The sequence below is a fragment of the uncultured Arthrobacter sp. genome, assembly GCF_947495145.1.
Classification (GTDB): Bacteria; Actinomycetota; Actinomycetes; order Actinomycetales; family Micrococcaceae; genus Arthrobacter_D.
Map to the genome: position 1 here is coordinate 280,513 of NZ_CANLXP010000001.1, position 16,973 is coordinate 297,485.

Below are 16,973 nucleotides of genomic sequence, written 5' to 3' on the forward strand. Positions count from 1 at the left end.
GATTGATTAGCCCTTTGCGGAGTCGAGGGCCGTAGTGACTGTCTCGAGAAGCTCGCCCCAGCTTGCAACGAACTTGTCCAGGCCTTCCTCTTCCAGCAGGTCGACGATCTCCTTGTAGGAGATGCCGATGTTCTCGAGGCGGTCCAGAATCTCATTCGAATCGGCGTACGTGCCGGTGACGGTGTCGCCGGTGATGTCGCCGTGATCCGCGGTCGCCTCGAGAGTCTTCTCAGGCATGGTGTTGACGACGCCCTCAGCGACCAAACCCGTGACGTACAGCGTGTCCGGGTATGCCGGGTCCTTGACCCCTGTCGAGGCCCAGAGGGGGCGCTGCGGGCGCGCGCCTGCTGCCGCCAGAACCTTCCAGCGCTCGGAACCGAAGGCCTCCTCGTAGACCTGGTAGGCGAGGCGGGCGTTGGCTAGGCCTGCCTTGCCGCGCAGCGCCGCTGCTTCCTCGGTACCGAGAGCATCAAGGCGCTTGTCAATCTCGGCATCCACACGGGAGACAAAGAACGATGCCACCGAGTGGATGGTGGCGAGGTCGTGTCCGTTCTCCTTCGCCTGCTCGAGGCCGACCATGAATGCGTTGATGACCTCGCGGTAGCGCTCGAGCGAGAAGATCAACGTCACGTTCACACTGATTCCGGCAGCGAGCGTGGTTGAAATTGCCTCTAGTCCCTCGACCGTTGCGGGGATCTTGATGAGAACGTTCGTTCGCTGGACCTTGGCGTGGAGTCGCTTCGCCTCCTCGATGGTCCCAGCAGTGTCCCGCGCCAGACGCGGGTCAACTTCGATTGAAACACGGCCGTCGACGCCGTTTGTCCGCTTGGCCTCTTCCGCGAAGATGTCGCAGGCCTGTGCGACGTCGTGCGTGGTGATATCGAAAACGGCTCGATCGACGTCGGCACCGGCGTTGGCAAGTGCGCCGACCTGCGCGGCGTAGGACTCGCCCTTCTTCAGTGCAGCGGCGAAGATGCTCGGGTTGGTGGTGACGCCGACGACGTTGAGTTCCTCGATGAGCCGTTTGAAGGCACCGGAGTTGATTCGCTCACGTGAGAGGTCATCCAGCCAGATGGACACGCCGGCACTTGAGAGGACGGCGGTGGGAGTGGGAGTCATGGGTTTTTCTCCTTGAACCAGGTGGAATGCGGTGATGGAAACGGGCCTGTTACTGCTGGTCACCGGTCGATGAAGCGGAAGCACCCGCTGCTGCGGGAGTGCCGTCCGGTGCGTTCCGTGTGCCGGCGGCAGCGATCGAATCGCGGGCGGCCTCGACAACGGCTTCGGTTGTGATTCCGAACTCGCGGAAGAGGGTCTTGTAATCGGCCGATGCACCGAAATGCTCCAGCGAAACGGACCTGCCGGCATCGCCGACCAGGTCCCGCCAGCCCTGGGCAATGCCCGCCTCAACTGAGACACGGGCGCGGATGCCCGACGGGAGGACCGATTCGCGGTACGACTCATCCTGCTTGTTGAACCATTCAAGGCAGGGCAGGGACACAACCCGGGCCGCGATGCCGTCCTTCTGCAGTTCGGCGCGGGCCTCGACGGCGAGCTGGAGCTCGGACCCGGTGGCGATGAGGATGACCTCCGGGTCACCGTCGGGTGCGTCCGCAAGTACGTACGCCCCCTTTGCAACACCGTCGGCTGACGCGAAAACTTCTCCGTGCGCTTCGCCGTCCCCGCGCTCCCAGGTCGGGATGTTCTGCCGGGTGAGGACGATACCTGCCGGGTTGGAGGTGTTTTCGAGGATGGTGCGCCAGGCGACGGCGACCTCGTTCGCGTCGCCCGGGCGGACGACGTCGAGCCCTGGGATGGCACGCAGCGACGCCAGCTGCTCGACCGGCTGGTGGGTTGGACCGTCCTCACCGAGACCGATGGAGTCGTGGGTCCACACGTAGATTGCGGGGACTCCCATAAGGGCGCCGAGGCGGATTGCGGGCCGCTGGTAGTCGCTGAAAATCAGGAACGTTCCTGAGAACGCCCGCGTGCTGCTGTGCATCGCGATGCCGTTGACGATGGCGGCCGCGGCGTGCTCGCGGATGCCGAAGTGCAGAACCCGGCCGTACGGGTTTCCGGACCATGCATCCGTCTGCTTGCCCACGGGGACAAATGACGGTGATCCCTCGATGGTGGTGTTGTTCGATTCGGCCAGGTCGGCGGAGCCGCCCCACAGCTCGGGGAGTACTGGACCAATAGCGCTCAGCACCTTGCCCGAGGCGGCACGGGTGGACATGTCCTTGCCGGCCTCGAACGTTGGCAGGCTTGCTTCCCAGCCCTCAGGAAGCTCCCGGGCCGAGATCCGCTCGAGCAGTGCCGCGCTGTCGGGATTTGCGGCCTTCCATGCGCTGAAGGTGTCTTCCCAGCTCTCGCGGGCTTCCTGTCCGCGGTCCACGACTTTCCGGGCGTGCGCCAGCACCTCGTCATCGATCTGGAAGTGCTGTTCAGGGTCGAGTCCGAGAGCGGACTTGAGCGCTGCCACTTCGTCTTTGCCAAGCGCGGATCCGTGGATTTTTCCGGTGTTCTGCTTGGTGGGCGCAGGCCAGCCGATGATGGTGCGCAGCGAGATGATCGAGGGACGGGACGTCTCGGCCTTCGCCGCCTTGAGTGCGCCGTACAGCTCAGCGACATCCTCGACGTATTCTCCCGTTTTGGTCCAGTCGACGCGCTGGGTGTGCCAGCCGTAGGCCGCGTACCGTCCGAGGACATCCTCAGTGAAGGCGATGTCGGTGTCGTCCTCGATGGAGATGTGGTTCTCGTCGTAGATCACGACCAGGTTGCCCAGTTCCTGGTGCCCGGCGAGGGAGGAGGCCTCGGAGGTCACGCCTTCCTGCAGGTCACCGTCAGAGGCGATAACCCAGATGGTGTGGTCGAACGGGCTCTCGCCCTCCGGTGCTTCGGGGTCAAGCAACCCGCGCATGCGGCGCTGGGCGTAGGCGAAACCGACGGAGGAAGCGAGTCCCTGCCCAAGCGGTCCTGTGGTGATTTCGACCCCGGCGGTGTGGCGGTACTCGGGGTGGCCGGGAGTCCGCGATTCCCAGGTGCGCAACGCCTTCAGATCATCGAGTTCGAGTCCGTAGCCGGAGAGGAAGAGCTGAATGTAGAGGGTGAGCGAAGTGTGCCCGGGAGAGAGCACAAAGCGGTCACGACCGGTCCACTCGGGGTTGCTCGGATCATGCCGCATGAATTTCTGGAACAGGAGGTAGGCGGCCGGCGCAAGGCTCATTGCCGTACCCGGGTGCCCGTTTCCCACCTTCTCGACGGCATCCGCCGCGAGTACACGGATTGCGTCTACCGCGCGCTCATCCAGTTCGTTCCAGTCCAGGTCCTGCTTTTCCAGCTGTGGCACGTTCACCGGGCCCCTCTCTTTACGTCACGGCCAGCGCCGCGGCGCCGAGTGGGACTGCGCCACGGAAGCGAAAATCCCCGCGGCCAGCCGGCCGTTCACCGTTGAAAACTTGAATACTGCTGCGTTTCGACCAAACCGGATCCTTGTACGCTGGGTTGCGACGACGCTCTCCCAAGGAAAAACTCCCTCAGGAAATGGCGTGCGTCCCGGCGTACGGGAGTGATCCAGGCGATATATGCCACCTTAGCCCTTTCGGCTCGAGATGCGCGTGGGCCGTCCATTTGTGAAGGGTCACACAAAGACACGAACGACGGCGCCGCTGTTCCTCCGCACACCGCTCGCTCCTTTTCTACGAGCTGTAAAACAGAGGGGGCAACCGGGTATGATGGCCATGGACTTTATCCTCACTTCAGAAGCAGAGCATCCTCGTGAATTTCGACCAGGTGGCAGTTGCGCCCAGCGTGCAACAGGCAGGCAGTGGCGTGTCCCGCAAGCTCCGCGCGTACCTTGCGCTGACCAAACCCCGGGTCATCGAACTGCTGCTCGTGACAACTCTTCCCACCATGATTTTTGCGCAGGGCGGATTCCCGTCTCTGGGTCTGGTCATCGCCACCATGGTCGGCGGAGCATTTGCCGCCGGAAGCGCCGGCGCCTTCAACTGCTACCTGGACCGGGACATTGACAAGGTCATGAACCGCACGGTGAACAGGCCGCTCGTTACGGGTGAAGTGACGCCTCGGGAAGCCCTCATCTTTGCCTGGGCACTCGGCGCGGCAGCGGTAGCCATCCTGTGGTTGGGAACCAATGCCCTCGCCGCGTGGCTGGGAGTCGCTGCCATCTTCTTCTACGTGGTCATCTACACGCTTATCCTGAAGCGCCGGACGGCTCAGAACATCGTCTGGGGCGGTGCAGCGGGCTGCATGCCCGTACTCATCGCCTGGGCCGCGGTAACCGGCTCAGTCGAGTGGCCGGCAATCGTTCTCTTCCTGGTGATTTTCCTGTGGACACCGCCTCACTACTGGCCGCTGTCCATGAAATACAGCGATGACTATAACGCAGCGAATGTTCCCATGCTCGGTGCAATTGCGGGCGCCGGCGTAGTCTCCGTCCAGGTCGTTCTGTATGCCTGGGCGACCGTGATCTGTTCGCTCCTGCTCGTCCCGGTCGGCGGAGCCGGTTGGGTTTACGCGGCCGCAGCACTCCTCAGCGGCGGATGGTTCATCCTGGAATCCCACAAACTGCACGCCGCTGCCCGTGCCGGCACTGTGACAGGCAAGGGGGCCATGAAGGTCTTCCATGGATCGATCAGCTACCTGACCGTGCTGTTCCTCGCTCTCGCCGTTGACCCGTTCGTGGGCGCGGCCATCTTTGCAGGCTGACAAGCAGCACTTCCCGCCTAGGATGGTGGAATGGTTTTCACCGGAGTCGTTGCCTACCCCCTGACCCCTTTCGCTGATGATGGAGGAGTCAACGCAGCGGAGCTTGCATTGCTGGTCGATCGTCTGGCGCTGTCCGGGGTTGACTCAGTCACTGTTCTGGGCTCATCCGGCAGCTTTGCCTATCTCGATGCGGACGAACGGAAGCAGGTGCTCGCCTGCGCCGTCGAGGCTGCTGCCGGGCGATTACCGGTTGCGGTGGGCATCAGCGCCGTCGCTACACGCGAGGTGGTTTCGGGGGCCCGCGTAGCCGAACGGATGGGCGCTGACGGCGTGGTTCTGTCGCCGGTGTCTTACCTGCCCCTGACGGATGAGGAGCTTATAGCCCTGGTGGAAGAGGTTGCCTCCGCAACCACGCTGCCCATCTGCCTCTACAACAATCCATCGACCACGCAGTTCTCCATTGACGTGGAGCTCGTGGGCCGCCTGGCGCATGTGCCGACGCTTGCTGCCTTCAAGGACACTGCCACCACTCCCGCCGAATTCACTGAACGCGCTGTGCGGCTCCGCAGTGTCCTCGAACGCCCGATCAGCCATGGAGCAAGTGGGGATCCGCTCATCGCTACCGGAGAGGTTGCGGCGGATGCCTGGCACACGGGCCTTGCCGCTCTGCTTCCGGCCAGTTATCTGGCCTTCAGGGCGGCGGTGTTGGACGGCGACGCCGAGCGGATTGCCGCGGAGCGGTCCCGGTTGGTGCCTGTGGTCCAGCTGGTGAACCGGCTTCGCAAACTCAGTGGCCTGCACGCTCTGGGCAGGGCGTGCGGGGTGGACGCGGGAGATCCCCGCCGCCCGCTGCTCCCGATCGCCGGTAGCGACCAGCGGGAACTGGCACGGCTCGCCGAGGCCTTCGACGGCGCCGAGGACAGCGTTTCGCGCTGAAGCTTACTTCCCGCTCGTCCTCGTCACGGAATCGACCCTCCGCCGCGTGAACCCGACGTAAAGCGCATGCGCCATCGCCGCAGTGAGCACGGAGGCGCCCAGCATGTGCAGCGCAACCAGAGCCACGGGGAGGTGGAGGAAGTGTTGGAGGTAGCCGATCGCGCCCTGGGCGAAGACAACGACAGTGAGCATGACCAGCGCGCCGCGCAGCCGCTGCGCAACGTTCAGGCGATAGGCGGCAACCACCAGGACCAGTACCGTCAGCACGAGCAGGTATACCGGCGCTGCATGGATACGGGTCATCAGGTCCGGATTGAGATTGTTCCGTGCCGCGCCCGCGTCTCCCGCATGCGGGCCGGACCCGGTGACGACGACGCCGAGCAGCACCGCGATTGTCACCAGCACTGCGGCAATGACAAGCAGCTGCCGGAGGATGCGCGCTGCACGCGGTTGGGTTTCGGCAGCGGCTTCCGCGGCGGAGAGCCGCGTCCGGTTCACCAGCACTGTCGCCACCGCGATGAGAATCATCGAGATGATGAAGTGCCAGCCGACCACCCAGGGATTGAGCTGGGTCAGGACGGTGATCCCGCCCACCACCGCCTGCGCCGGTATGCCTGCGAGGAGGACGACGGCGGGTACAAAGAGATCGCGGCGTGTCTTCCGCATGTTCCAGAGCGAAACCAGCATGGCAACAGCTATCGCGGTGAGCACGAACGTGAGAAGACGGTTGCCGAACTCGATCACGCCATGAATGCCCATCTCCGCTGTGGTGACCATGGAGTCGGCGGTGCATCGGGGCCACTCGGGGCAGCCGAGACCTGACGCGGTCAGGCGCACTGCCCCGCCGGTGACGACGATGAGGATCTGGGAGATGAGCGAGGCAAGGGCGAGCATGCGGACTGACGGTGTTACCGTCCGGGGCAGGCGATCGGCCATGCGAATGGGGGAGAGCTGAGTCATGTTCCTAACTCCATTTGAACCAGCGGACGGCGGCCACTCCTACGACGGCGGCCCAGCCGCAGAGCAGCGCGAAGGACGGGAGATCGAATGCGCCCGAGGTCAGGGCCGCGCGCAGCCCGTCTCCGAGCGCAGCGGACGGCAACAGCGCAATGATGGGCTGGATGGCTTCCGGGAGGCTGCTGCGGGGAATGATTATGCCTCCGACTGCGGCAAGGAGCACCCATACCAGGTTCGTTACCGCGAGGGTGGCTTCCGGCCGGAGGGTGCCGGCGATAAGCAGGCCCAGGGCAGTAAACGCTGCGATTCCCGGGACCAGCATCGCAAGCGCTGGAACAAGCCCGCCGAGCGGAAGCTGCCACCCGAAGAGGATCGCCGTCGTGCAGATGACCGTGACCTGGATACCAAGCACCGCACCAACAGCGAGAACCTTGCCGAGGATGAGTCCGCTACGCCCAAGCGGCGTGGTGGAGAGGAACCGAAGCACGCCGTACCGGCGGTCGAATCCTGTGGCGATGCCTTGCCCGGTGAAGGCTGTGGAGAGTACACACAGCGCAATCACACCGGGGGTTCCAGCTTCAAGCCGCGGCACTTCGAGGACATCGAAGAAGGGTGTGAAAGCGATCGCGGTGAGGGCAAGAAGCGGCAGCACAATGGCAAGGACAAGCTGTTCGCCGTTGCGGAGCATGGCAACGGTCTCATACCTGCCGTGCTGCAGGACACGCACGGGCAGAGGGGATGCGGTCATCGGATGCCCCGTCCGGAAATGTCAAGGAAAACGTCCTCGAGTGAGCGGGAAGTCAGGGAAAGCGAAGCCGGCAGAACTCCCTCTTCCTCCCACCAGGCCGCGAGGACGGCGAGGTCTTTCGGTGTGAGCGCACCGCTGACCCCGTAGTGTCCGGGCGATCTTTCGGTCAATTGGAGATGTGGAACACGCGCGAATGGCAGGGTAAGGCCCGCCCGCGCCTCAAACTGAAGCTCCCGTGTCGCGTCCGCGGCGTGAGCAGTGAGTTCCGGAACGGTGCCCTGCCTGACCGTCCGGCCCTGGTCAAGGATGTATACGTAGTCGGCGAGCTTCTGGGCGTCGTCGAGGAGGTGGGTGGTCAGGATGATTGCCATTCCCTCGGTACGGAGCTCACTGATCAGCTCGAAAACGATGTTCCGGGACTGCGGGTCGAGCCCTGCGCTTGGTTCATCGAGAAAGAGTACTTCCGGATCCCCCACGAGGGCGCAGGCCAGAGCCAGACGCTGCTTCTGCCCGCCGGAAAGCCGCCTCACCGAGGTCCGGGCGAACGAGTCGATTCCGAGCCTGCCGGCCAGGTCGTCCACCTTCAGGGGCGACGCGAACATGCCTGCGACATGCCTCAGCAGGGGTACGGGGCGGACTGCCGGCGGCAATCCGCCCTCCTGCAGCATGATCCCGACGCGGCTGCGCAAGTCGGCGCCGGCCCGCCACGGGTCCTCTCCGAGGAGGCGGACGCTGCCCGCGCTGGCCTTTTGGAGGCCTTGCGCGCATTCAAGCGTAGTGGTCTTGCCTGCTCCATTCGCGCCCAGCAGCGCGGTGACCTGTCCTTTTTCAGCGCAGAGGCTGACGCCGTCGAGCACACGGATCTTCTTGCCGTCAAGGGAGGAGACCGGGCCGAAGTCCTTGACGAGCCCGCTCACTTCGACGGCGGGAGAGGAGGAACGCACCGCATAATTCTACGTCACGTAGTAACTGCTTCGCCTACCTCTCCCCGGCACCCTGGTAGGTAGCCTCGCCTTACTGGAGGCGGGTAGCGATCTGGAATACATTAGGACACGGTTATGTTGTCTTAATTGGTTGGGTCATTCCGGCCTGTTCCCAGCGCACCTTGAGGAGGCCAGGCATTGTCACATTCAGTCGCGTCCGGCCACGCCAGGGTAAGCAGCGGGTTCGAAGGAACTGACGATGCGGATTCGCGCCGCGCGGTTGACGAGCGGACGAGAGACAAGGTCCTTTCCGCTGTGCTTGAGCATGGTCCCGTGAGCGCGGCTGAACTGGGTGACCGGCTGGGTTACACCTCCGCGGCCGTCCGCCGCCACCTCGACGCGTTGTCGCGTGATGGTCTGATCGAGGTCAAAGTAGTGGGCAGCCGATCGCCGGGCGCCGGACGTCCGGCTCGCCGCTACGTTCTCAGTCAGCGCGGCCAGACCCGGCTCGGCAACGATTACCTGCATATAGCGCAGGCAGCGCTGGGCCAGCTTGGCGATCTGGCGGGGCCCGACGCCGTCCGTCAGTTTGCGGCCGGCAGGTTCGCCGACATGGAGGAGCGGTACCGCCCCATCATCGAGTCAGCCGGCGAGCGTCTTGAGGACAAGGCCGCAGCGCTGGCCGAGGCACTGAGCACTGACGGCTTCGTCGGCTCCACCCGGGAGATCGGCCGGAATGCACCGAACGCGTCCATGCTGAGCGTCCAACTCTGTCAGGGCCACTGCCCCATCCAGGAGCTCGCAGCCAGCTTCCCGGACTTCTGCGAGCAGGAGACTGAAGTGTTCGCCCGTCTACTCGGCGTCGACGTCCGCAGGCTCTCCACATTGGCAGGAGGCGGTCACGTCTGCACTACACACATACCGATAGGCCGGGTGGCGCGCTCCGGAACCGGCAGTGAACTATCCGACAGCCGCACTCCGGCACTGCACACCTACGCAACAAACGTCCCCAAACATCAGCAAGGAAGGCCGTGATGACGGATCAGACAGATCAGAAGGCATTGGTTCCCGACGCCGTGCCCGCTTCAGTGGTCAGCGACATCCTCGAGAGGAACCCGGAGCTTCAGGGCATCGGAACCTACGAGTACGGCTGGGCCGACAAGAACGACGTCGGCGCAAACGCCCGGCGCGGTCTAAATGAGGATGTCGTTCGTGACATCTCCGCCAAGAAGGGCGAGCCCGAATGGATGCTCGACATGCGGCTCAAGGGTCTGAAGTACTTCGACCGCAAGCCGATGCCGACGTGGGGTGCTGACCTGTCGGGTATTGACTTCGACAACATCAAGTACTTCGTCCGTTCCACCGAGAAGCAGGCAACCAGCTGGGAAGAGCTGCCCGAGGACATCAAGAACACGTACGAGAAGCTCGGCATCCCCGAAGCTGAGCGCAACCGTCTGGTTGCGGGCGTCGCGGCGCAGTACGAGTCCGAGGTCGTGTACCACCAGATCAATGAGGAACTCGAGCGCCAGGGTGTCATCTTCATGGACACTGACACTGCCCTGCGCGAGCACCCGGAGTTCTTCGAGGAGTACTTCGGCTCTGTGATACCGGTGGGCGACAACAAATTCGGTTCGCTGAACACCGCGGTATGGTCCGGTGGATCTTTTGTCTACGTACCGCCGGGCGTCCACGTGGAGATTCCGCTGCAGGCCTACTTCCGGATCAACACCGAGAACATGGGCCAGTTCGAGCGCACGTTGATCATCGCGGACGAGGGCTCCTACGTTCACTACATCGAGGGTTGCACCGCGCCCATCTACACGTCGGACTCGCTGCACTCTGCCGTGGTCGAGATCGTTGTGAAGAAGAACGCGCGCGTTCGCTACACGACCATCCAGAACTGGTCCAATAACGTCTACAACCTCGTGACCAAGCGTGCCATTGCGCATGAGGGCGCCACCATGGAGTGGATCGACGGCAACATCGGTTCGAAGGTCACCATGAAGTACCCGGCCGTCTACCTGGTCGGCGAGCACGCCAAGGGCGAGACACTCTCGATCGCGTTCGCGGGCGAGGGCCAGCACCAGGACACCGGGTCGAAAATGGTCCACATTGCGCCGAACACCAAGTCGTCGATCATCTCCAAGTCGGTTGCCCGAGGAGGCGGACGAGCCGCTTACCGTGGGCTCGTTCAGGTCCGTGAGGGTGCATCGCACTCGGCGAATACCGTCCGTTGCGATGCCCTGCTGGTGGACACTATCTCCCGGTCAGATACGTACCCCTATGTGGACATCCGGGAAGACGACGTCACAATGGGTCACGAGGCTACGGTTTCGCGTGTCAGTGAAGAGCAGCTGTTCTACCTGATGTCCCGAGGAATGCCCGAAGATGAGGCAATGGCGATGATCGTGCGCGGATTCATCGAGCCGATTGCCCGGGAGCTCCCAATGGAGTACGCCCTCGAACTGAACCGCTTGATCGAACTCCAGATGGAAGGAGCCGTAGGCTAATGGCCGAAACTTCACAGTTGAGCACTGAAATTGCTGAAAGCCCCTCGAGCGAAGCAAAGGTGGCCATCGATGGCTTCACCGAGGAAGGTGAAAATCTCTCCCCGCTGAACACCGGCACCGAGCAGCATGGCGCACGCCGTCACAGCCACGGCGACGAGCCGGTTGTGCCCGAGGCTTCCCGCGGTGAGCGCCTCAAGTCCTATCGCCTTGCTGATTTCGCACCGCTGACCGGTCGTGAAGAGGACTGGCGGTTCACCCCGCTCAAGCGCCTCCGCGGGCTGGACAGCAAGCCGCTGACCGGCCAGGGCCCCACCGTTACTGTGACGGGAGCATCCAATGTCCAGGTGGAAACCGTGGACAGGACTGACTCTCGTTTCGGCTCGGCCGCCGTTCCGGAAGACAGGGTTTCGGCTGCCGCCTGGGAAGCTGTCTCAACAGCAACCGTGGTGACAATCCCGGAGGAAACCGTCGCTGACTGCGAAGTCACCGTGAGCGTACGGGGCACTGACAACACCGTCGCCGCGCAGCACATCATCATTGATGCGCGCCGGTTTTCCCGGGCAGTAGTGGTCCTTGACCATCACGGCAGCGCAGTGTTGGCCCAGAACGTCGAAATCGTAGTAGGCGACGGCGCTGAACTAACCGTGGTGAGCGTTCAGGAATGGGATGACGACGCCGTCCACGTCTCCTCCCAGCAGGCAAAGTTGGGCCGCGACGCGCGCTTCAAGCACGTGGTGGTCAGCCTTGGCGGCGACCTCGTGCGCCTGACCCCGTCGTCGTTCTTCACAGCACCGGGCTCAGAGGTTGAAATGTACGGCCTCTACTTCGCGGATGCCGGTCAGCACCTCGAGCAGCGGCTGCTCGTTGACCACGCCGTGCCGAACTGCAAATCCCGCGTGACCTACAAGGGCGCCTTGCAGGGGAAGGACGCCCACACCGTCTGGGTAGGCGATGTCCTCATCCGCAAGGAAGCCGAAGGAACCGACACTTACGAGGTCAACCGCAACCTTGTACTCACTGACGGAGCGCGGTCAGACTCGGTGCCGAACCTCGAAATTGAGACCGGCCTGATCGAAGGTGCCGGCCACGCCAGCGCCACCGGCAGGTTCGACGACGAGCACCTGTTCTACCTGATGGCCCGCGGGATTGATGAGAAGACCGCACGGCGGCTCGTGGTTCGCGGCTTCCTCAACGAGGTCATCCAGCAGATCAAGGTTCCGGTACTGGAAGAGCGCCTCACGGAAGCCGTGGAGCGCGAACTGGCTGCAGGGAACTACTGATGACTGAAGCAGCAACGAATGGAACGGCGCCGAAAGGCGAACTCGTCTGCAACATCGACGATATTGAGGTCAAGCAGGCTCTGCGCATCCTGATCGATGATTACCCGGTAGCTATCGTGAAGGATTCCGACGGCGGTATTCACGCCATCGGCGACACCTGCTCGCACGCCGATATCTCCCTTTCCGAGGGCGATATCGAGGGTTGCAGGATCGAATGCTGGGGACACGGTTCCCAGTTCGATCTGCGTAGCGGCATGCCGCTCCAGCTCCCCGCCTATGAACCCGTGCCGGTGTTCGCCCTCGAGATACACGGCGATGAGGTCTATGTGGACATCACCACGGTGACCAACTCCGCCGCCGTGCCTGATCGCGGCTAGAACGTCCGCGCAGCTAGAACTTTCGACAATTTGAGCAACCCTGCGATGCAGGATGCAAAGGAGAACCCACAGATGTCCACCCTTGAAATCAAGGATCTGCACGTCAGCATCGAGACGGAGCAGGGCACCAAGCCCATCCTCAAAGGCGTCAGCCTGACCATCAACACCGGTGAAACCCACGCCATTATGGGCCCGAACGGCTCGGGCAAATCCACTCTTGCCTCCACGATCGCCGGCCATCCCCGGTACACCGTGGACAGCGGCTCAATCACGCTCGACGGCGAGGACGTGCTGGCGATGAGCGTCGACGAGCGTGCCCGCGCCGGTCTCTTCCTTGCCATGCAGTATCCCGTCGAGGTTCCCGGCGTAACCATGACGAACTTTTTGCGTACCGCCAAGACGGCGCTCGACGGCGAAGCCCCGAGCCTCCGGCACTGGACGAAGGATGTCAAGGAAGCGATGACGCAACTGCGCATCGACGCCGACTTCGCACAGCGCAACGTCAACGAGGGCTTCTCCGGCGGCGAGAAGAAGCGTGTTGAGATCCTTCAGCTCGAACTGTTCAAGCCGAAGTTCGCCATCCTCGATGAAACCGACTCGGGCCTGGACGTCGATGCGTTGAAGGTGGTTTCCGAGGGCGTCAACCGCGAGCACGGCAAGGGTGAGATGGGCACGCTGCTCATCACCCACTACACCCGCATCCTCCGGTACATCAAGCCGGACTTCGTACACGTCTTCGTGGACGGCAGGATCGCCGAGCAGGGCGGCCACGAGCTTGCCGACCGCCTGGAGGAAGAGGGCTACGACCGCTTCCTTGTTCCCGGTACTGCCACCACCGGCGCCTAACACCTGCCTCCCAGAGAAAGGCTCCTGGCAAATGAGCGATGTGAATGCAGCACAGACATCCCTTGAAGACGTCGAAGAGTCGTTGAAGGACGTCATTGACCCTGAGCTCGGCGTCAACATCGTTGACCTCGGCCTGCTGTACGGGTTGAAGTACGCCGACGACGGTGCCCTGCTCATCGACATGACCCTCACCACCGCTGCCTGCCCGCTCACCGATGTAATCGAGGAGCAGGTCGGACAGGCGCTTGACGGGGTAGTCGACGACTGGAGGCTGAACTGGGTGTGGATGCCGCCATGGGGTCCGGAGCGGATCACCGAGGACGGCCGTGACCAGATGCGGGCGCTCGGCTTCAACATCTAGGGACTCCTCGGCAGGAGATACCAAAACCAGCATCGAGTCAGCAGGATTGACGAGCATTCACAGTCATTCCTGCTGGCTCGATCGAGTTAACCGGTCGACTTGTCGGAACACACCGGCGACCCTCTCCGAAAACAGCACGAACCTGACTTCCCGGACGCCGCCGTCGAACTCCGCAATGGTCCTGAAAGCAATCCGGGCCACTGCTTCCGGATCCCAGCCATAGATGCCGGCGCTGATGGCAGGAAAAGCAACAGAGCGCGCTTGAAGATCGTCGGCGACCTCGAGGCTGCGCCGGAAGCACGATTCAAGGAGCGCCGGGTCTGTCTGCCCCGCATGACGGTTCGGGCCGACCGTGTGAATAATCCAACGGGCGGGAAGCTGAAAGCCCGGGGTCGCGACCGCCTGTCCCACGGGCAGCCCGTCGTGCAGCGAGTCCGCCCGGATCGCCCTGCAGGCCACGAGAAGTTCCGGGCCCGCTGCCGCGTGAATCGCGCCGTCCACTCCGCCACCGCCAAGCAGCGCTGAATTGGCCGCATTGACGACGGCGTCCACCTCCTGGGTCGTGATGTCACCCTGGATGATCCGAACGTCTACTGACTGCACCGAGACCCACCTTTCATGAACTGACGCAATGAAGCGCTCTGACGGTCTTACGTGTGCACACAATGTACTAACGTTTGCCGGACCGCCAGAAGAGGGAAGCGCCCTACCCATGCCCTTCATCGACCGCCTGCTGCATTGGGCCCGAACTGAACCGGACCGTGACGCCGTCGTCGTCGGCGACATCCGAATCACCTATGGCGAGTTGGCCGACCGCGCGGCCCGCCTGCAACTGCCGGCGGGCGAAATGATCGGTCTGCTCATCGATCATCCAGCGGATTTTGTAGTCGCCTTCACAGCGGTTGTCGGCCGCGGCAGGTGCGCTGCCGTCCTCGATTCCGGCTGGCCGAATGACCTGCAGTACCGGATCCTGGACGCACTTGAGCCCGATGCCGTGCTCACATCAACACGTTTGGCCCAGACATCAGCCGGCGCATACGTGGCCGGGACAGCACTCTCGGACGCGCCCGCCGACGCCCGCTTCTACTGCGGCTTCACCTCCGGGACGTCGGGGGTACCGAAAGGGTTCGTACGCACTGTCGGGTCCTGGTCAAAGTCGCTGGAGCGCAGCGTCGACTGGTTCGGCCTGACTCCCGGCCTGCGTGTTTTCGCCCCGGGCCCACTGGCAGCAAGCCTGACCCTCTATGCGCTGGCCGAAAGCCTCTACTCCGGGGCCACCTTCCACTCAGCGCCGCCCGGCACGCCAATGGCGAGGGGACCGGCCATGGCGCAGGTCCTCCGCTCCGAACGGATCGAACATTTCATCGGCGTCCCGTCCGCTTTGCGCCTCGCGCTGGGACGCCTCCTGGGGGAGCTGCCCTACCTGCGCACCGTCGTGTCCGGCGGATCCAAACTGTCCGCAGCGGAAACAGCGATTATTCGGCGCCGGGCCCCAGCGGCCCGGGTCTTCGAGTATTACGGTGCTTCGGAGCTGAGCCTGGTCACCGTGCGCCGCGCGGACGGTGCCGCCGGCGACGACGTCGGTCATCCGTTTCCAGGGGTCGAAATCCGCATCGATGCCGACGACTTGACAAACAAGCCCGGCGGGACGGGCACCATCCAGGTTCTAACCGATACAGCCATCGAGGGATACCTTTTCGGTGACGACGGCCGCGCTTTCCAGCGGCACGGGAACTGGGTTACTGTCCAGGACCGGGGCTGGATTGACGACGACGGTGCGCTCCACCTCACCGGCCGCCACGGCGACATGGTGGTGGTCGCAGGCACCAACGTCTATCCCTCAGAAATCGAAACAATACTGGCGCGGGCGGGTTATCCAGCAGCCGTCGTACTGGGAATTCCGGATGTGCACCGGGGATACGTCCTCGCCGCGGTGATTGAGGCGCCGCCGGAAACTGTTCTTGATGCGGTTGGACTGCGGTTCCGGCTGAAGCAGCTCCTGCCGGCGGTGAAGGTGCCGCAACGGCTGTTCCGGACCGTCTGCCTGCCGTTGACCGCGGCCGGGAAACCGGATCGGATGGCGCTGGAAGCAGCGGTCCGGGCAGGGGGCGGTGGTGGTGTCATTGAACCTTTTTGCTGAGGGCCGGCCGGCCGGACGACGCGCCGCAATCGTCCTCTGCCGCCGCACGCCCTTCGGACGCCTCCGCGGAGTATTCTCAACGATCGAGGCTCATGACCTGCTCGCTGCTGTCCTGCCTGCAGCGCAGGAGGATGCGCGCCTGGCCGCGGAGGATATCGACGACGTCATCATCGGCAACGCCACGGGTGGAGGAGGTAACGTGGCGCGCCTTGCGGCGCTCACGGCGGGGTTGCCGGCCGCAGTGCCCGGCCTCACCATCGACCGTCAGTGCGCCTCCGGACTGGAGGCGATCGTGCTTGCCTGCAGATTGGTGGAGTCGGGAGCCGGCAGCTGGTTCATCGCCGGGGGAGTCGAGAGCTGCAGCACCGCACCACTGCGTGCGCATCGGCTCACCTCGTTGCCCGGAGCGCCCGACTTCTACTCCCGCGTACGGTTTGCGCCCGACGCCTACGGTGATCCCGACGCCGGCGAGGCGGCCGAAAACGTCGCTTCCTCTTTCGGTATCGGGCGCGAGCAGCAGGACCGGTATGCGCTGCTCAGCTACACCCGTACCATGGCATCGCTCGATGGGATGGCTGCGGAAATAGTCCCCCTTGCGGGTTGTGACAGTGACGAGACACCGCGCCGTGGAATGACAGCCGCTCTTTTGTCGCGGTTTCCGGCGGCGTTCAAGGCAGGCGGAAGCGTGACAGCGGGCAACTCCTGTGCTGACGCAGACGGCGCGGTCATCGCGGTCGTCACGAGCATCGAACGTGCAAGGAAAGCAGGCTTCGGTACGGTGCTTGAATTTCATGACTCCGTTTCCGCTGGCGGGCCGCCTGCCATGTTCGGGACTGCAGGCGCGTACGCTGTGCGGCAGCTCCTGCAGCGCCTGCGCCTGGGCCCGGATGCTGTCTCCAGCTGGGAGTACAACGAGGCCTTTGCCGCTCAGGTGCTCGCCTCCGCGCAACTGATTGGTGTCGATCCCGGCAAACTGAACCTGCACGGCGGGGCCCTGACCTATGGTCACCCTTACGGGGCCTCCGGGGCGATGCTCGTGGCCAACCTGCTCCGGCAGGTCACCATACCGGGCGCACATGGGCGCGACGACGGCTGGTCAGTCGCGGCAGTCAGCGCTGCCGGCGGCGTCGGGACGGCAGCAGCTTTCCGCCCGGCCATGCTGTAGTG

Annotated in this window: 16 protein-coding genes; 10 read left to right on the forward strand and 6 right to left on the reverse strand. The window is 63.7% G+C overall.

All coding sequences use genetic code 11. The features are described 5' to 3' along the window. Window positions 1-6 precede the first annotated feature (6 nt). Both tal and tkt read right to left on the reverse strand, forming a co-directional pair. A complete protein-coding gene (gene tal, locus Q0877_RS01225) occupies window positions 7-1,119 on the reverse strand; it encodes a transaldolase (RefSeq protein ID WP_299165192.1) in 1,113 nt (370 codons plus the stop codon). A gap of 49 nt (window positions 1,120-1,168) precedes the next feature. Continuing rightward, the gene (gene tkt, locus Q0877_RS01230) at window positions 1,169-3,340 is read right to left on the reverse strand and encodes a transketolase (RefSeq protein WP_299165263.1); all 2,172 of its coding nucleotides are present in this window, start codon (window positions 3,338-3,340) and stop codon (window positions 1,169-1,171) included. 437 nt (window positions 3,341-3,777) lie between these two features. On the opposite strand from tkt, the gene Q0877_RS01235 reads away from it, so the two are divergent. Both Q0877_RS01235 and Q0877_RS01240 read left to right on the forward strand, forming a co-directional pair. Then, a complete protein-coding gene (locus Q0877_RS01235) occupies window positions 3,778-4,728 on the forward strand; it encodes a heme o synthase (RefSeq protein ID WP_299165193.1) in 951 nt (316 codons plus the stop codon). Between the two features lie 30 nt (window positions 4,729-4,758). Beyond that, on the forward strand, window positions 4,759-5,664 hold the full coding sequence (locus tag Q0877_RS01240; RefSeq protein ID WP_299165195.1) for a dihydrodipicolinate synthase family protein: 906 nt from the start codon (window positions 4,759-4,761) through the stop codon (window positions 5,662-5,664). Between the two features lie 3 nt (window positions 5,665-5,667). Here Q0877_RS01240 and Q0877_RS01245 read toward each other — a convergent pair whose 3' ends face one another. From Q0877_RS01245 to Q0877_RS01255, 3 genes are read right to left on the reverse strand one after another with little or no spacing between them, the layout of a single operon-like run. Then, window positions 5,668-6,624 (reverse strand): heme A synthase, encoded by a 957-nt coding sequence (locus tag Q0877_RS01245; protein WP_299165196.1) that lies wholly within the window; start codon window positions 6,622-6,624, stop codon window positions 5,668-5,670. Between the two features lie 4 nt (window positions 6,625-6,628). Beyond that, window positions 6,629-7,369, reverse strand: coding sequence for an ABC transporter permease (locus Q0877_RS01250; RefSeq protein ID WP_299165197.1), 741 nt, complete (start codon window positions 7,367-7,369; stop codon window positions 6,629-6,631). Further along, a complete protein-coding gene (locus Q0877_RS01255; protein ID WP_299165198.1) occupies window positions 7,366-8,313 on the reverse strand; it encodes an ABC transporter ATP-binding protein in 948 nt (315 codons plus the stop codon). The genes Q0877_RS01250 and Q0877_RS01255 overlap by 4 nt, the downstream gene beginning before the upstream one ends. 177 nt (window positions 8,314-8,490) lie before the next feature. Here Q0877_RS01255 and Q0877_RS01260 point away from each other — a divergent pair, with 177 nt between their 5' ends. The 6 genes from Q0877_RS01260 to Q0877_RS01285 all read left to right on the forward strand — a co-directional run bounded on the left by Q0877_RS01260 (window position 8,491) and on the right by Q0877_RS01285 (window position 13,666). Then, entirely contained in the window at window positions 8,491-9,327 is an 837-nt protein-coding gene (locus tag Q0877_RS01260) for a metalloregulator ArsR/SmtB family transcription factor (protein ID WP_299165199.1), read from the forward strand. After that, window positions 9,327-10,802, forward strand: coding sequence for a Fe-S cluster assembly protein SufB (gene sufB / locus Q0877_RS01265; protein ID WP_299165200.1), 1,476 nt, complete (start codon window positions 9,327-9,329; stop codon window positions 10,800-10,802). The genes Q0877_RS01260 and sufB overlap by 1 nt, the downstream gene beginning before the upstream one ends. Beyond that, window positions 10,802-12,082, forward strand: coding sequence for a Fe-S cluster assembly protein SufD (gene sufD, locus Q0877_RS01270; protein ID WP_299165201.1), 1,281 nt, complete (start codon window positions 10,802-10,804; stop codon window positions 12,080-12,082). The genes sufB and sufD overlap by 1 nt, the downstream gene beginning before the upstream one ends. Further along, window positions 12,082-12,459 carry a non-heme iron oxygenase ferredoxin subunit gene (locus tag Q0877_RS01275; protein ID WP_299165202.1) on the forward strand — a complete coding sequence of 126 codons (378 nt, stop codon included), beginning with the start codon at window positions 12,082-12,084 and terminating at the stop codon, window positions 12,457-12,459. The genes sufD and Q0877_RS01275 overlap by 1 nt, the downstream gene beginning before the upstream one ends. 72 nt (window positions 12,460-12,531) lie before the next feature. Beyond that, window positions 12,532-13,305: a Fe-S cluster assembly ATPase SufC gene (sufC, locus tag Q0877_RS01280; RefSeq protein WP_299165203.1), complete on the forward strand. Its 774-nt coding sequence runs from the start codon at window positions 12,532-12,534 to the stop codon at window positions 13,303-13,305. A 31-nt stretch (window positions 13,306-13,336) separates the two neighbouring features. Next, complete coding sequence (locus Q0877_RS01285; RefSeq protein ID WP_026543625.1) at window positions 13,337-13,666, forward strand: metal-sulfur cluster assembly factor; 330 nt, start codon at window positions 13,337-13,339, stop codon at window positions 13,664-13,666. A gap of 63 nt (window positions 13,667-13,729) precedes the next feature. Here the strand turns inward: Q0877_RS01285 and Q0877_RS01290 are convergent, their stop codons facing one another. Next, window positions 13,730-14,269, reverse strand: a complete 540-nt coding sequence (locus Q0877_RS01290) for an O-acetyl-ADP-ribose deacetylase (protein WP_299165205.1) — start codon at window positions 14,267-14,269, stop codon at window positions 13,730-13,732. A gap of 109 nt (window positions 14,270-14,378) precedes the next feature. Here Q0877_RS01290 and Q0877_RS01295 point away from each other — a divergent pair, with 109 nt between their 5' ends. Both Q0877_RS01295 and Q0877_RS01300 read left to right on the forward strand, forming a co-directional pair. Then, a complete protein-coding gene (locus Q0877_RS01295; protein WP_299165206.1) occupies window positions 14,379-15,806 on the forward strand; it encodes a class I adenylate-forming enzyme family protein in 1,428 nt (475 codons plus the stop codon). Continuing rightward, window positions 15,784-16,971 carry a thiolase family protein gene (locus tag Q0877_RS01300; RefSeq protein WP_299165207.1) on the forward strand — a complete coding sequence of 396 codons (1,188 nt, stop codon included), beginning with the start codon at window positions 15,784-15,786 and terminating at the stop codon, window positions 16,969-16,971. Before Q0877_RS01295 ends, Q0877_RS01300 begins: the two co-directional genes overlap by 23 nt. The last annotated feature ends 2 nt before the right edge of the window (window positions 16,972-16,973 follow it).

Excerpts from the sequence above, each read along its gene's own strand:
- tal (WP_299165192.1), bottom strand. The coding sequence starts at position 1,119 with ATGACTCCCACTCCCACCGCCGTCCTCTCAAGTGCCGGCGTGTCCATC.
- Q0877_RS01240 (WP_299165195.1), top strand. The coding sequence starts at position 4,759 with ATGGTTTTCACCGGAGTCGTTGCCTACCCCCTGACCCCTTTCGCTGAT.
- Q0877_RS01245 (WP_299165196.1), bottom strand. The coding sequence starts at position 6,624 with ATGACTCAGCTCTCCCCCATTCGCATGGCCGATCGCCTGCCCCGGACG.
- Q0877_RS01250 (WP_299165197.1), bottom strand. The coding sequence starts at position 7,369 with ATGACCGCATCCCCTCTGCCCGTGCGTGTCCTGCAGCACGGCAGGTAT.
- sufB (WP_299165200.1), top strand. The coding sequence starts at position 9,327 with ATGACGGATCAGACAGATCAGAAGGCATTGGTTCCCGACGCCGTGCCC.
- sufD (WP_299165201.1), top strand. The coding sequence starts at position 10,802 with ATGGCCGAAACTTCACAGTTGAGCACTGAAATTGCTGAAAGCCCCTCG.
- Q0877_RS01275 (WP_299165202.1), top strand. The coding sequence starts at position 12,082 with ATGACTGAAGCAGCAACGAATGGAACGGCGCCGAAAGGCGAACTCGTC.
- sufC (WP_299165203.1), top strand. The coding sequence starts at position 12,532 with ATGTCCACCCTTGAAATCAAGGATCTGCACGTCAGCATCGAGACGGAG.
- Q0877_RS01285 (WP_026543625.1), top strand. The coding sequence starts at position 13,337 with ATGAGCGATGTGAATGCAGCACAGACATCCCTTGAAGACGTCGAAGAG.
- Q0877_RS01295 (WP_299165206.1), top strand. The coding sequence starts at position 14,379 with ATGCCCTTCATCGACCGCCTGCTGCATTGGGCCCGAACTGAACCGGAC.